Below are 15,381 nucleotides of genomic sequence, written 5' to 3'. Positions count from 1 at the left end.
GTCAGGCGGCCGGAACGGGAGCGGAAGACGATGGGGTGGAAGCGGCGGGCGAGGCAGGCAGCAGGACATCCACCTTGGCCTTGCCGCGCAACTGCTCCAAGAGGCGGCGCACCCCGTCATAGGTCAGGTAGCGCACGATCTGCGGCCGCGCCTGCTCCAGGGTGGGCGGGGTCTCCTTGCGCCGGTCCTCGACCCTCAGAACGGCCCAGCCGCCTTCGGTCTGGAACGGCCCGACGATGGACCCCGCCGGCCTGTCGCGCAGGGCGGCGGCGTAGCTTTGCGGCATGACGTCCAGGGTCGAATAGCCCAGGTCGCCGCCCGAGAACCGGGTCGCCTCGTCGATGGAGCGTTCGGTGGCCACCGCCTCAAAGGTCGCGCCCTGACGCAGAATGCCCAACACGGCGTCGGCCTCGGCCTTGGTGCGGCTCAGAATCAGGCGGACGCGAATCTCTTCCGACGTCTTCGCCAGACGAAGCTGCTCATTATAAAGCGTCTGGACCGCCTGGTCGGACACCGCCCCATCGACGACGCTCTCGACCAGCATGTCCCCCAGGATGCGTTCGCGCGTGGCCTCCAGCCGGCGCTGGGCCAGGGGTGAGGAATCCAGCCTTCGCCGTTCGGCCTCGCGCGCCAAGAGCTTCTGGTCGATGACCTCGTCCAGCACCCGGCGGAACAGCTCGGAGGTCGTATCCAGCGGTTCGTTCTCGCCGATCAGCCCCTGGGCCACCGCTTCGCGGCGCACGTCCGAAGCCCAGATCGTGGCGTCCTGCACCTTGGCGACCGCCTTGTCGCCGGCCTCAGGCGCACGATCGTCGCCGCCTTGCGCGCACCCGGCGACGGTCAGGCTAGCGACCATCAGGGCCGTCGCCAGTACGCCGAAAGGTCGCCGGAAGGGGATCAAGGGGTCGCTCCGTCGAAGGCGGCCGAAAGCCCCTCGCGTTGACAGGGGTTAGGCCGGTGCTTAAGTCCCGCCTGCGCCCAAGTCGAGGGGTTTTGATCGTCTGCGCGGCCCTTCGCGCGCGCCCGTTGCGGCGTGCACGGGGCCGGCGCCGCTCAGGGCCTCTCTCGCGGCGTCAAAAGACTCGCCGCCCCTCTCGGGATTTCTGAGCCGTTCGAAACGACGCTCGACCCATACCGGATCTGCCATGCTCGGCTTCGCCAAGAAACTTTTCGGCTCTTCCAACGATCGCAAGGTCAAGGCCTTCCAGGACCAGGCCCAGCGCATCAATGCGCTGGAGCCCCAGTTCGCGGCCCTGTCCGACGACGAGCTGCGCATGATGACGGACACGTTCCGCGACCGCCTGGCGACCGGCGAAACTCTGGACAAGTTGCTGCCCGAGGCCTTCGCCGTGGTGCGCGAGGCGTCCAAGCGCGTCCTGGGCCAGCGTCAGTACGACGTGCAGTTGGCCGGCGGCATGATCCTGCATCAGGGCGGCATCGCCGAGATGCGGACTGGCGAGGGCAAAACCCTGGTCGCCGTGGCTCCGGTCTATCTGAACGCCCTGGCGGGCAAGGGCGTCCACGTCATCACCGTCAACGACTATCTGGCCCGGCGCGACGCCGAGACCATGGGCCGGGTCTATCGCTTCCTGGGCATGGAGGTCGGGGTCATCGTCAACGGCCTGTCCCAGGGCCAGCGTCAGGCCGCCTACGCTGCCGACGTCACCTACGGCACCAACAACGAATTCGGCTTCGACTATCTGCGCGACAATCTGGTCTATGACCGGCGCGAGATGGTGCAGCGCCCGCACAACTTCGCCATCGTCGACGAGGTCGACTCCATCCTGATCGACGAGGCGCGCACGCCCCTGATCATCTCGGGCCCGACCGAGGACCGTTCGGACCTCTACAAGGTGCTGGACGCCCTGATCAAAGAGCTGATCAAGGACAAGGACACCTTCGAACTCGACGAAAAGCAGAAGCAGGTCCTGCTGACCGAACTGGGGTCGGAGCGTCTGGAAGAGGCGCTGGAGAAGGGCGGCCACTTCGCCGAAGACACCACGGGCCTTTACGACGCGGCCAACATCACCCTGGTCCACCACTCCAACCAGGCCCTGCGCGCCAATACCCTGTATCAGCGCGACAAGGACTATATCATCAAGGGCGGCGAGATCGTCCTGATCGACGAATTCACCGGCCGCATGATGACCGGCCGCCGCCTGTCCGAAGGTCTGCACCAGGCCATCGAGGCCAAGGAAGACGTCAAGATCCAGCCCGAGAACCAGACCCTGGCCTCGGTCACGATCCAGAACTATTTCCGCCTCTACGAAAAACTGTCCGGCATGACCGGCACGGCCGCGACCGAGGCGCAGGAATTCCTCGACATCTACAAGATGGACGTCCTGGAGGTGCCGACGAACCGGCCGATCCAGCGCAAGGACTACGACGACGAGGTCTATCGCACTCACGCCGAGAAGAACCAGGCCATCGCGCGCCAGATCGCCGAATGCCACCTGGCGGGTCAGCCCATCCTGGTCGGCACGGTGTCGATCGAACGCTCGGAACAGCTGTCGGACCTGCTGAACCGCTACGAGTACAAGGTCGAGGTCTCGCGCGCCCTGAAGCCCGAGTACGTCGGCAAGACCAAGGAAGCCGAAAAGATCGGCGACGCCGCCTACGACATCACCTATGAGACCAAGCTACGCGGCATCCCGCACAGCGTCCTGAACGCCCGCCAGCACGAACAGGAAGCCTATATCGTCGCCGACGCCGGCCTGCCGGGCGCCGTGACCATCGCCACCAACATGGCCGGCCGCGGCACCGACATCCAACTCGGGGGCAACCTCGAAATGAAGATGCAGAAGTGGCTGCTGGACCAGCGCAACATGGCCGTCGAGGTCACGCCGGAAATGGAAGCGGCCAAGGAGGCCGAGTTCAAGGCCGAGATCGCCGTTCTGAAGGAACAGGCCCTGGCTGCCGGCGGTCTGTTCGTCCTGGGCACCGAACGCCACGAGAGCCGTCGTATCGACAACCAGCTGCGCGGCCGGACCGGCCGTCAGGGCGACCCCGGCGTATCGAAATTCTATCTGTCCTGCGAGGACGACCTGCTGCGCATCTTCGCCGGTGATCGTCTGGACTCGATCATGAAGACCTTCGGCGTCGCGGAGGGCGAGGCCATCACCCACCCCTGGCTGAACCGCGCCATCGAGACCGCCCAGAAGCGCGTCGAGACCCGCAACTACGACATCCGCAAGAACCTGCTGAAATACGACGACGTCGTGAACGATCAGCGCAAGGCCGTGTTCGAACAGCGCCAGGAGTTCATGGACTCCGACGATCTGTCCGAACTGGTCGGCGACTTCCGCCGCGACGTCGTTTCGGACCTGGTCGAACGCTATATGCCGCCCAAGGCCTATGCCGAACAGTGGGACATCGACGGCCTGGACGAAAGGGTCCGCTCCACCCTGGGTCTGGAGCTGCCGCTGCATGACTGGGCCGCCGAGGAAGGCGTCTCGAACGAGGAGATCGAGGAGCGGCTGCTGGCCGCCGCCGACGCCCGCGCCGCCGAACGTCTGGAGATGATCGGCGCCGAACAGACGCGCGGTCTGGAAAAGCAGTTCCTGCTGCAGATGATCGACATGCAGTGGCGCGAGCATCTGGTCCACCTGGACCACCTGCGCGGCGTCATCGGCCTGCGCGGCTATGGGCAGCGCGATCCGCTTCAGGAGTACAAGACCGAAGCCTTCAACCTGTTCGAGGGCCTGCTGCACGACCTGCGCCACAACGTCACCCGCTGGCTGATGACGGTGGAGTTCCGCTTCCAGCCGCCGCCCGAAATGCCCGAGTTCCAGGAAATCCACCTGAACCCCGGCACGGGCGAGAACGAGATGGCCAACCCGGCCGCCCAGAACCCGGAAGGCGCGCTGATCGGCGACGACCGTTCCAAGCTGCCGGTCCAGGCCCTGCCGCCCGGCTGGGAGACGACCGGCCGCAACGCCCCCTGCCCCTGCGGCTCGGGTCGCAAGTTCAAGCACTGCCACGGCGCGCTCATTTAAGGCGCGCCGTCAGGCGGCGCCGTGCGGCTTGAGCGCGAGATAAGATGTCCTAAAGATGAGGGATGACCCATAAATCCCTCTTCTCCCGCGCCCTGTCGGCGGCGCCTGGCAGGCTGCATTTCGCGGCCCACAGCCACCATCTGTGGCCCGACGTCAGTTTCGAGGCGCAGCAGCAGGCTTGGCTGGACGCTAACGCCCATGCCGATCAGAAGTGGGACCTGGTCTTCGGCCGGGTGATCCCCGAGGCTCGGACCCATGTGGCGGCCGAACTGGGTCTGCCGACGACGGACGGGCTGGTGTTCTCCTCCAACACCCACGACTTCCTGCTGCGAATCTTCTCCGCCTTCGAACCGAAGCGGCCGGTGCGCATCCTGGCCACGGACGGCGAGTTCCATTCCTTCCGCCGCCAGGCCCAGCGCTGGGAAGAGGCCGGTCTGGCGGTCGTCACGCGCGTGCCCCTGGCGCCGTTCGGCACCTTTCCCGATCGTTTCGTCCAGGCGGCGCAGGGGGGCGGGCACGACTGGATCCTGGTCAGCCAGGTCTTTTTCCGAACCGGCGGACTGTTCGACCGGATCGAGGACCTCGCCGCCCTGGCGCGCCCCGAGGGGCCATGGATCACGCTGGACGGCTATCACGGCTTCATGGCCGTCCCGACCGACCTGTCGGCGGTGGCGGATCGGGTCTTCTATGTCGCGGGCGGCTACAAATACGCCATGGCGGGCGAGGGCGCCTGTTTCCTGCATGCGCCGGACGGGTTCGGCCCCCGCCCCGTCGTCACCGGCTGGTTCGCCGAGTTCGGCGATCTGGAAGGGCCGCCCGGCGGGGTTCCGTATCGGCGGGACGGCGGCCGTTTCTGGGGCGCGACCTTCGACTGTTCGGCCCTGTATCGCTTCAACGCCGTGCGCCGCATGCTGCAGGATCAGGGCCTGACCACCGCCGACGGCGCCGACCACGCGCGCGGTCTGGCGACGCAATTCCAGGCGGCCATCGAAGAAGATCGGGCCGGAGTTCTGTCCCAGGCCGACATCCTCAATCCTGTCGAGGGCGACCGTCCTCGCGCGCGCTTCCTAGCCTTGCGTCACCCCCAGGCGCCGGACTGGCGCGCCAAGCTGCTGGCGGCGGGCGTCGTCTCCGACGTGCGCGACGACGTGATCCGCTTCGGCTTCGGCCTCTATCAGGACGAGGAGGACGTGGCGCGTCTGATCGACGCCTGCCGCACCCTCTGATCCCGCTTCAGAAGAAGGTCGTGTCCTCCTCGCGCCGGGGCAGGGGCGCCGGGCGCGGCGTCTTGGCCGCTGGCGGTCGGGCGCCCGTCGGCGGGTTGCGCGGACGCTCCGCAGCCGGCGCCTGAGGCTGGGCCGTCGGGGACGCAGGCGCAGCTGCGCCGGGCGTGGGGATCGGCCTTGCGGCAGGCGGCGGCAGCTCCGGATAGGCCAGAGACGGGCGCACGGGGGCGGCGACATCCCGTTCCTGCCGACCTGGCGCGGACCTGGCCTCGGGTCTCGGCGTTGCGGCCGTCTCCAGATCGTTTTCGATCCGGGCCCACGTCCGGCTGTCGGAACAGCCGCAGGCGGTCAGGGTCCCGTTCCGGTCCCGCCAGAGGATCAGCGGATAGCGGATCACGACCCCGGCCGGCCGCAGCTTGGCGGTCAGGTCCGCGTCGAACCGCCGCCCGGCCTCGACCATGGCGGCGCGGGACAGGTCTTGATCGGCGCTCGGCAGGCCCGCCGCCGTCCAACTGCGCGCCGGCGTCTCGGCCCAGCGGCGATACAGGCTCCAGTCACGGCTCAGCCACAGTTCGGCGACGGTGGCCCTTTCGGTCGCGGTGGAGCGGGGCGTTCCGTCCTGGTCGGGTCGCGCGAACAGGATCAGCCGGGTCTCCACACCGAGGGCGCGCAGGCGCGGCGCTTCGTCGCGCATGAAGCGTTCCACCGCTTCGCTGTCGCGCCAGCCGACCACATAGACCGGCGGTCCTCCGGCGCCGTCCGACACCCAGGACGCTTCGTCCAGAAGACGCTGCACCCCCTCGGCGTTCGCGGTCGGCAGGACGACGGGCTCGAACCGCGCATGCAGCATCCAGAAGGCGCCGAACCCGACGCCCGCCAGGACCACGCCCATCAGAGCCGACAGCACGGACCAGAAGAAAAAGCGACGCAACGCTGGGGCACTCCGACTTCACCGGACGGCCTTGGATCGAACCCGCGCGCCCACGCTCTTGTCTCCCGAAGCGGCGGCCTTTTCCAGCCTGCTTCCGACCTGCGCGCGCCTGCGGCGTCTTGTCCTCGACAAAGGCTGCGGCAAGGGCCTTGAACCGCGAAGGGCGCATCCCATCTTGGGTCGGACGGCACGGGTTTCTCCCCCCTCCAACCCGTGACGACAGCGAAGCCGACGCCCTCCCCTCCCCAAGTCGGCTCGCGCAGGCCGCCGGACTTCCCCCAGTCCGGCGGCTTTCTCTTTTTGCGGCGCTGCACAATAATTCCAAGGTGATCGCTGTTCATGACAACGATCAGCCCGCAGGGGCTTCCCGAGCGACCGGACCTGGCCTAGTCAACGGGAGTGGCGCTGCGTCGCGCCGCATCCTTTAGCGGCCCCGCCGCGTCGCCCGAGACTGCTTGTCCATGACCGCCCTCGATCCGAGCCCCGTTCCAGTTCAGCCGATCACCAAGGCCGCGCTTGAGGCGGCCTTCGCCCGGATCGCAGGGTCGGGTCCGGGCGCTGCGGAACGGGACTTCCTGGCCCAGGCGCACGAGGACTACTCCGCCGACGAAACGCCCGAACTGGGCGGCGAGGATCTGGCCGCCCTGCTGGCCGCCTCGTGGGAGGCCGCCAGGACCTATCCGACCGGCTCGCCGCCCCAGATCACCGTCGGAGCCCTGACCGGCGCCAACGGCCAGGCGCTGGACTATGACCTGATCCGCATCGTCCAGGCCGACGCCCCCTTCCTGGTCGACAGCGTCATGGGCGTGCTGGCCGAGGCCGGGGTTTCGGTCCGCGCCCTGTTCCACCCCCTGGTCGAGATCAACGACCGCCGCCTGTCGGTCATCATGCTGGTGATCGACGCCGTGCCGCAGGAGCGCCGCGACGTCCTGGGCGAGGGCCTGGCCCAGACCCTGGCCGACGTCCACGCCGCGGTGGCCGATCACGACGCCATGAACGGCCTGATGCGCCAGGCTGTGAAACGTCTGGAAGAGACCCCCCCGCCGGTCGATCCGGCCGTCCTGGCCGAGAATATCGCCTTCCTGAAGTGGCTGAAGGGCGACCATTTCGTCTTCCTGGGCGCGCGCGACTACGACTATCCCCGCGCCGCCGACGGCGACTACGAGGCCGAGGCCGCCCTCAGCCAGTCCGGCGCGGGCCTGGGCATCCTGGCCGATCCGGAGCGCACGGTGCTGCGTCGCGCATCCGAACCCGCCGTCCTGACCCGCCAGATGCGCCGGCAACTGGACCTGTCCGAGCCGGTGACGGTGGCCAAGGCCAACTCCCGCTCGCGCGTGCATCGCCGCGCCTACATGGATTACGTCGGGGTCAAACGCTATGGCCCGGACGGCAAGGCGACGGGCGAGACCCGCTTCGTCGGCCTGTTCACCTCCGACGCCTACGACAAGTCGGCCAGCGAAGTGCCACTGGTCCGGCGCAAGGTCGCCAACGCCCTTACCCGCGCCGACAAGGCCCCCGGCAGCCACAACGAAAAGCGGCTGAAGAACATTCTGGAGAATTATCCGCGCGACGAGCTGTTCCAGATCCGCGAGGACGAGCTGCTGTCCATCGCTCTGGGCATCCTGCACCTCTATGATCGGCCGCGCATCCGCCTGTTCTCGCGTCAGGACCCGTTCGACCGCTTCGTCTCGGTCCTGTGCTTCATCCCGCGCGAACGGTTCGACGCGGCGGTGCGCGAGCGCATCGGCCAGATCGTGGCCCGCGCCTGGGGCGGCCGCATCTCGGCCTGGTATCCGCAACTGTCCGACGCGCCCCTGGTCCGCGTCCATTACATCATCGGCGTCGAGCCCGGGAACCATCCGATCCCCGATCCGGTCCAGCTGGAGCAGGACGTGGCCGAGGCCGGCCGCGGCTGGGTCGATCGGTTCGAATCCGCCCTGCGCCGCGCCGACATCGACGATGTCGAGGTAGGGCCGCTCAGCGCCCGCTGGGCCCGCGCCTTCGGCGCCGCCTACCGCGACCGCTACGACGCCGACGAGGCGGCTGTGGACCTGCGCGAAATGGATCGGCTGAACGCCGACGGCCGCATCGGGATGGGCGAGCCTGTCGCCGTGCGCGCCTTCCGCCGCGACGACGACAGCCCCCTGCAATTCCGCTTCAAGATGTATCGGCGCGGCCCGGCCGTCCCCCTGTCGGACGTCCTGCCGATCATGGCCGACATGGGTCTGAAGACGCTTGAGGAATACGGCTATCCGATCCGTCCGGCGGGCGATGAGGAAATCCACGTCCACGAGTTCCTGATGGAGGATCCACGCGGCGGCGACCTGATCTTCGCCGACGTCAAGGCGCCGTTCGAGCGCGCCTTCGCCGCCGTCTGGAATGGCCGGACCGAAAGCGACGGCTTCAACCGCCTGGTCATCGAACTGGGCGTGGAATGGCGCGAGGCCGCCCTGATCCGCACGCTGGCCCGCTATCGCCAGCAGACCGGCCTCGATCCGTCCCAGGCGGTGCAGGAAGAAGCCCTGCGCGAATATCCCGACGTGTCGCGCGCCCTGTTGTCGCTGTTCAGGGCCAAGTTCGACGAGGCCGACGGCGATGTCGCGGCCCGTGAGGCGCAGGTGGTCGAGCTGGACGCCAGGATCACGGCCCTGCTTCAGGACGTGAAGAGCCTGGATCACGACCGGGCGCTGCGGCGGATCGCGGCCCTGATCGGAGCGATCAAGCGCACCAATTATTTCCAGGTCGATGCGGACGGCCAGCCCAAGCCGCATATTTCGATCAAGATCGCCTCGCGCGAGCTGGAAGACCTGCCCCTGCCCAAGCCCTACCGCGAAATCTTCGTCTGGGCGCCGCATGTCGAGGGCGTGCACCTGCGTTTCGGGCCTGTCGCGCGCGGCGGCCTGCGCTGGTCCGACCGCCGCGACGACTTCCGCACCGAGGTCCTGGGTCTGGTCAAGGCCCAGCAAGTGAAGAACGCCGTCATCGTGCCCGTCGGCTCCAAGGGCGGCTTCTATCCCAAACAGCTGCCCCGCACGACCGACCGCGAGGCGGTTCAGGCCGAGGCCATCCGCGCCTACCGCACCTTCCTGTCCGGCCTGCTGGACATCACCGACAACATCGCCGCCGACGGGTCGGTGGTGCGGCCGGCCCATGTGGTCGCCTGGGAGCAGGACGACCCTTATCTGGTCGTCGCCGCCGACAAGGGCACGGCGACGTTCTCCGACATCGCCAACGGCGTGTCGGCCGCCTACGGTTTCTGGCTGGGCGACGCCTTCGCGTCCGGCGGGTCTGTCGGCTACGACCACAAGGGCATGGGCATTACCGCCCGCGGCGCCTGGGAGGCGGTCAAGCGTCACTTCCGCGAGATCGGCAAGGACATCCAGACCCAGCCCTTCACCATGGTCGGCGTCGGCGACATGTCCGGTGACGTCTTCGGCAACGGGGCCCTTCTGTCCAAGGCCACGCGCCTGGTCGCCGCCTTCGACCACCGCGACATCTTCATCGATCCGAACCCGGACCACGAGACCGGCTGGATCGAGCGCAAACGCCTGTTCGACCTGCCGCGCTCGTCCTGGCAGGACTATGACAAGGCCCTGATCTCGGAAGGCGGCGGCGTCTTCTCGCGCGCGGCCAAGTCGATCCAGCTGACGCCCCAGATCAAGGCGGCGCTGGATATCGCCGAGGACGTGCTGGACCCGGTCAGCCTGATCCGCGCCATACTGAAGGCGCCGGTCGAGCTGCTCTATCTCGGCGGCATCGGCACCTATGTGAAGTCGCCCGCCGAAACCGACGCCCAGGTCGGGGACAAGGGCACCGACGCCCTGCGCATCAACGGCGACGAACTGCGGGTCCAGGTGGTGGGCGAGGGCGCGAACCTGGGGTTCACCCAGGCCGGCCGGATCGTGTTCGCCCAGAACGGCGGACGCATCAATACCGACGCCATCGACAACTCGGCCGGCGTGGACACCTCCGACCACGAAGTCAACATCAAGATCCTGGTCGGTTCGGCCGTGACCAACGGCGTCCTGCCGGTGGAGGAGCGCGCGGCGCTTCTGGCCTCCATGACCGACGAAGTGGGTCTGAAGGTCCTGGCCCACAACTACGACCAGACCCTGGCCTTGTCGCTGCAGCAGGCCGAAGGCGCAGCCGCCCTGGACGCCCAGGAACGGTTCATGCAGACCCTGTCGGCGCGCGGCAAACTGGACCGCAAGGTCGAGGGCCTGCCCAGCAGTCTGCGGATCAAGGAGATGATGGCGGCCAGCATCCCGCTGGCCCGGCCCGAATTGGCCGTGCTGACGGCCTATGGCAAGCTGGAGCTGTCGGACGACATCGTGGCTTCCAGTGCGCCCGAGGATCCGTTCTTCGAGCAGATTCTGGTCCGCTACTTCCCGGACGCCCTGGCGCGGTTCGAGCCCGAGATGAAGAGCCACCGGCTGCGGCGCGAGATCATCGCCACCGTCCTGTCGAACGAAGTGGTCAACATGTGCGGCCCGACCTTCCCCGACCGCCTGCGCGGCTCGGCGGAATGCGACACCACCGCCCTGATCATCGCCTTCGAGGCCGCGCGGCGGGCCTTCCGCCTGGACGAGGCCTGGGATGTCGTCTCGGCTCTGGACCTGAAAATCTCGGCCGAGGCCCAGATCGCCCTGTATCAGGAGATCGCCGTCGTCCTGCGTCGCCAGACCTTCTGGCTGGCCCGCCGCGCCAAGAAGGGCATGACGGTCCAGGCCCTGATCGACCAGTATCGCCCTGCCGCCGACGCGCTTCAGACCGAAGGCCAGGACGTGCTGTCGCGCTTCGAACAGGGTCGTCTGGAGGACCGCGTGCGTCGTTTCGCCGACATGGGCGCGCCCGAGGACCTGGCCCGCTCCATCTCGATCATGCGGCCGCTGGTCGCCGTCGCGGACATCGGCGACCTGGCCCAGGAGGCCGGCTGGCCAGTCGCGGCCATGGCGCGCCTGTATCACCAGGTCGGAGCCGCCTTCGATTTCGACCGCCTGCGCGCCGCCGCCGGCTCCATCCCCTCGGCGGACCATTTCGACCGTCTGGCGGTGCGTCGTCTGATCGAGGACCTGATGAACGAGCAGGCGACCCTGACGCGGGCGGTGGCCAAGGCGTCGGACCCGTCCGTCGGCGTCAGCGAAGATGCGGCCGAGGCCGCCGTCGACGCCTGGATCGGCTCCAAACAGGCGGTGGTGGAGGGCGTCCGCGCCTCGGTGGACGAGATCGAACAGTCCGGCTCGGGCTGGACCTTCGCCAAGCTGACCATCGCCAACGCCACCATCCGCGACCTGGCGACGGCGGCGCTCTGACCGGCCTGCCCGTCGTCCTGTCCGGCCAGACGCTCGGGCCATGCCGTCGGGCCGGGCGACGGGACCGCTTGACGAAGTCCGCGCCGCACGGCCTCTTCGTCGTCCCATAGGCGGGCAGGGGAGGTCGTCATGCCGAGAAAATTCCTGATCGTCGTCGACGACAGCCCCGAGTTCGAGGCGGCGCTGCGCTTCGCCTGCCGGCGCGCCCGCTCGACCGGCGGCCATGTCGTCCTGCTGCGCGTCCTGCCCTCCAACAGCGACGCCCACTGGTCTGGCGCGCGCGAGGAGATCGAGCGTCAGCAGCGCGAGGAGGCGGAGGCCCTGCTGAACCGCCTGGGGGAGGAGGTGCTGGAGCGCGCCGGCGCCGCCCCCGTCTTCCTGATCGAGCAGGGCGAGCCCCAGGACACGATCAGGAAGGTCGTCTCGGCCGACCCGGACATCAAGATCCTGGTTCTGGCCGCCGGCTCCGGCTCGCGCGGGCCCGGCCCCCTGGTTTCGGCCATCCTCAAACAGGGCGCCCAGATCGGCGGACGCAAGCTGCCGGTCACGATCGTGCCGGGCGAACTGACCGAGGAGGAGATCGAGGACCTGGCCTAGAGACCGATTTGGGCCTCAACCCTTCGGGACCAGGCGCCACATCCGCAGCGGATGGCGAACCGTGCCCGCCTCGGCGCCGGCCCGGTCTCCGCGCCCCATATAGAGATCGGCCCGCACCGGGCCGCGAATGGCCGAGCCGGTGTCCAAAGCCATGGCCAGGCCGCGATAGCTGGCGGTCGCCCCGCGCAGATCGCCCCCATCCGCCTCCAGCCAGACCAGGTCGCCATAGCGCCAGCGGGACGGATCGACCGCCACGGCGCGCCGCTCGGTCAGCGGCAGGCCCGCCGCGCCGGGCGGATGGCCGCTGTCGTCCGGGTCAAGCCGGAAAAAGATGTAGCGGGGGTTCAACGCCATCACCGCCTGGGCCTCCGGCCCCCGATGCGAGGCCAGCCAACCCCGGATCGCGTCGCCCGATGTGCCGTTCTCCGGCAACAGGCCCTGGCGCGCCATGGGGCGGGCGACGCCCACGAAGGGCTTGCCGTTGTCAGCGGCGTAGGCGGCGCGACCGCGCGTCCCGTCCTCGAACGTCAGATAGCCGGAGCCCTGGATCTGCATGAAGAACAGGTCTTCCGGACGCATCCAGGCCAGGGCCTGGTCGGGCCGGGCGCGCGCCTCGATGGCCGCCCGGTCGCCTGCACCGCGCGGATCGGCAGGCTTGGGCAGGACGGGAGCCGAGAATTCGGCGTCGGGCGCGCGTCGGGCCGGATACTCCGGCGCGAAATAGGCGGTCAGCATGCCCGGTCGACCATCGGCCGTCGCTACCGGCTGGGCGCTGAAACCCGCTTCGAAGAAGGCGCGGGCGTCGGACGGAGTGACGGTCGTTGTCGTCGCCAGGGCCTTGGCCCGGCTGCAGACGGCGCGGGCGACCGTCTCGCGCGCCGCGCCGCAGCCGTCCACATAGGCGCGGAAGGCCGCCAGATGATCCTCGTCGTTCCAGCCGGGCAGGACCGCCGGGCTGACCGCATCGCCCGGCCGGACCGGCGCCGGTTCCGGCAGGGGCGACGGTGGCGGCGTATAAGGGACCGGCCCACCGATCTGTCCGGTTGCCGCCGTGGTCGTCGGCGTCATCGGCCCGGTCGAACAGGCCGCCAAAATCGAGGCTGCCAGAATCGAGGCTGTCAGGGTCAAGGCCGGCAGGACCGAAGCCCGTCCCAGCCCCGGCGGCCCTCCGGCCGAGGACGCCATCAGGCGCTGGCCGGTTCGACGCGCGCCAGGACCCAGTTCGGGTCCGCCGCGCCCAGGGCGCGTTCGAAGGTCCAGTGTTCGGCCGTGCGGCGCTCCTCGATCACAGGATCGCCCTCGCCCGAAGCCTTGGCGACCTGGCTGCGCAGTTCGGCCAGGAAGCGGATCTTGGCCACGGCCTTGTCCCCCTCTGCGGTCGCCGCTTCCAGGTCGGCGCGGGGCGGAAACAGGAACTCCACCGTCTCGGTCTCGCCGCGCGCCTCGCGCGCCGCGATGCCGGCTTCGAACGAGGCCATGACGGCCGGCGTCAACAGGGGCTTCAGCGCGGCGCGGTCGCCGGCGGCGTAACCGCGCACGATGATCTCATACGCCTGGCGCGCGCCCTCGACGAAACGGACGGGATCGAAGGCGGGGTCGCGCGCCTTCAGGCCGGCGACGGCCGCCTGGGTGGCGGCGTCCACGGCCGACTGGGACTTGGCGGCCTCGGGCGCGGTCGGGGCGGGCAGGGGGGTCTTGGCGTCTTCCTGGGGCTGACGGCCGACCTTCTTGCCCAGCACATTGTACAGTTGGAACAAGACGAAGGCCGCGATTACGGCGAAGACGACGATCTGGAACTGGACCGGCAGATTCAAGACGACATTCCTGTAGCGGCGACGGGCGCGCGCTGGCGCGCCCTGGAGGATTAGGGGCTCATATAGGGCGAAGCAAGGCGCGGCGCGCCCCCTGAAAGCGGCCGACGTTGCGGCGAAGCGTCCCGGCATGGTAGTCGCGGCCCCTCATTCCCGGCCGGACCGGCCCTGATCCGAAGACTGCCTTTCATGACCGACGCTGCACCGCCCGCCGAAACGCCGAACGGCGACCAACCGCAACAGGGCCAACTTCAGGGCCAACCCGCCGGACCCGGCTTCCGCATCCTGGCCCAATATGTGCGCGATTTCTCGTTCGAGAATCCGCGCGCGCCGGAATCCCTGCGCATCGACGGCAAGCCCGCCATCGACCTGGGCGTGGAGATGGCCGCCCAGGGTCGCCCCGACGGCCTGTTCGAACTGGACCTGAAGCTGTCGATCAAGGCCACGCACGAGAACCAGCCGGTCTTCCACGTCGAACTGGTCTATGGCGGCCTGTTCCAGCTGGCCAATGTGCAGGAGCAGGACATCGAGCCCATGCTGCTGATCGAGTGCCCGCGCTACCTCTTCCCCTTCGCCCGCGAGATCATCTCGGGCGCGACAGCGGACGGCGGCTTCTATCCCCCGTTCCAACTGGATCCGATCGACTTCGCGGCCATCTACATCGCCCGCCAGCAGCAGATCGCCCAGCAACCGGTCGAGACCGGCCAGGCCTGATCCAGCGGTTCAGGACAATGACGAAACGAGGCGGCCCTTGGCGGGGCCGCCTTTTTCATGCGGGTTGGGTCGCAGGGATCTCCAGAAAGGTCACGCCGTGGGCCTGCCACAGCGACTGGTCCTTCAGAACCGAAGCCAGGAAGGCGACGTGGGCCGCCTGTTCCGCCTCGGTCGAGCGCGGGGCCAGGGGACGCGGGCGGGCGCCATAGGCCGCGACCTCGATGCGGCCGCCGGGGCCGCGTCCGCTCACGGCCGACGACAGGTCCAGCACCCGCTCCTTGCCGCCCCTCAGCTCCAGATAGACCTCGGCCAGCAGCCGGGCGTCGATCAGGGCGCCGTGCAGCGTCCGCTCGACCAGCGACACCTTGTAGCGTTTGCACAGGGCGTCCAGCGAGTTGGGCATGCCCGGAAACCGCGTCTGCGCCAGCTTCAGCGTGTCGATCCAACGCGGTTCGCCGGTGATCGGGCGGCCGCAGCGGTTCAGTTCGAAGTCGATGAAGTTACGGTCGAACGCCGCGTTGTGGGCGATCATCTGGGCGTCGCCGACGAAGTCCATCAGATCGTCGACGATCTCGTGAAACTTCGGGGCGTCCTTCACCTTCTCATCGGTGATGCCGTGCACCTTGATGGCGTCGGCGGGGATGGACCGTTCGGGGTTCACGAAGCGGTGGAAGGTGCGGCCCGTCGGCAGCAAGTCCAACAGCTCGATGCAGCCGACCTCGATCAGCCGATCACCCGTCCTGGGGTCGAAGCCGGTGGTTTCCGTATCCAGAACGATCTCGCGGGCCATAGTCT

10 protein-coding genes are annotated in these 15,381 nt (G+C 68.6%); 5 read left to right on the top strand and 5 right to left on the bottom strand.

Annotated features, from left to right (window positions below):
* Position 1: 1 nt before the first annotated feature.
* Positions 2–898: a peptidylprolyl isomerase gene (locus QE389_RS10650; RefSeq protein WP_373458349.1), complete on the bottom strand. Its 897-nt coding sequence runs from the start codon at positions 896–898 to the stop codon at positions 2–4.
* 247 nt (positions 899–1,145) lie between these two features.
* Between QE389_RS10650 and secA the strand changes: the two genes are divergently transcribed.
* Both secA and QE389_RS10640 read left to right on the top strand, forming a co-directional pair.
* Positions 1,146–3,995: a preprotein translocase subunit SecA gene (gene secA / locus QE389_RS10645; protein ID WP_307367090.1), complete on the top strand. Its 2,850-nt coding sequence runs from the start codon at positions 1,146–1,148 to the stop codon at positions 3,993–3,995.
* Positions 3,996–4,057: 62 nt separating this feature from the next.
* Positions 4,058–5,221, top strand: coding sequence for an aminotransferase class V-fold PLP-dependent enzyme (locus QE389_RS10640; protein WP_307367088.1), 1,164 nt, complete (start codon positions 4,058–4,060; stop codon positions 5,219–5,221).
* A gap of 7 nt (positions 5,222–5,228) precedes the next feature.
* Here QE389_RS10640 and QE389_RS10635 read toward each other — a convergent pair whose 3' ends face one another.
* Entirely contained in the window at positions 5,229–6,152 is a 924-nt protein-coding gene (locus QE389_RS10635) for a hypothetical protein (protein WP_307367086.1), read from the bottom strand.
* A 461-nt stretch (positions 6,153–6,613) separates the two neighbouring features.
* Here QE389_RS10635 and QE389_RS10630 point away from each other — a divergent pair, with 461 nt between their 5' ends.
* Together QE389_RS10630 and QE389_RS10625 are read left to right on the top strand one after the other, a co-directional pair.
* A complete protein-coding gene (locus tag QE389_RS10630) occupies positions 6,614–11,464 on the top strand; it encodes an NAD-glutamate dehydrogenase (protein WP_307367084.1) in 4,851 nt (1,616 codons plus the stop codon).
* 129 nt (positions 11,465–11,593) lie between these two features.
* The gene (locus QE389_RS10625) at positions 11,594–12,061 is read left to right on the top strand and encodes a universal stress protein (RefSeq protein WP_307367082.1); all 468 of its coding nucleotides are present in this window, start codon (positions 11,594–11,596) and stop codon (positions 12,059–12,061) included.
* A gap of 15 nt (positions 12,062–12,076) precedes the next feature.
* On the opposite strand, the gene QE389_RS10620 is transcribed toward QE389_RS10625, so the two are convergent.
* Entirely contained in the window at positions 12,077–13,246 is a 1,170-nt protein-coding gene (locus tag QE389_RS10620) for an MltA domain-containing protein (protein WP_307367080.1), read from the bottom strand.
* Entirely contained in the window at positions 13,246–13,869 is a 624-nt protein-coding gene (gene timA, locus QE389_RS10615; RefSeq protein ID WP_307369043.1) for a TIM44-related membrane protein TimA, read from the bottom strand. The genes QE389_RS10620 and timA overlap by 1 nt, the downstream gene beginning before the upstream one ends.
* Positions 13,870–14,061: 192 nt before the next feature.
* On the opposite strand from timA, the gene secB reads away from it, so the two are divergent.
* Positions 14,062–14,586, top strand: coding sequence for a protein-export chaperone SecB (gene secB, locus QE389_RS10610; protein ID WP_307367078.1), 525 nt, complete (start codon positions 14,062–14,064; stop codon positions 14,584–14,586).
* Positions 14,587–14,641: 55 nt separating this feature from the next.
* On the opposite strand, the gene dnaQ is transcribed toward secB, so the two are convergent.
* Positions 14,642–15,376 carry a DNA polymerase III subunit epsilon gene (gene dnaQ, locus QE389_RS10605; protein ID WP_307367076.1) on the bottom strand — a complete coding sequence of 245 codons (735 nt, stop codon included), beginning with the start codon at positions 15,374–15,376 and terminating at the stop codon, positions 14,642–14,644.
* Between the last annotated feature and the right edge of the window lie 5 nt (positions 15,377–15,381).

Origin of the sequence: Brevundimonas sp. SORGH_AS_0993, from assembly GCF_030818545.1 — a bacterium.
In the GTDB taxonomy this organism is placed as follows: Bacteria; Pseudomonadota; Alphaproteobacteria; order Caulobacterales; family Caulobacteraceae; genus Brevundimonas.
Note: the sequence above shows the minus strand (reverse complement) of the source record. Positions and strands in the feature narration are given on the sequence as shown.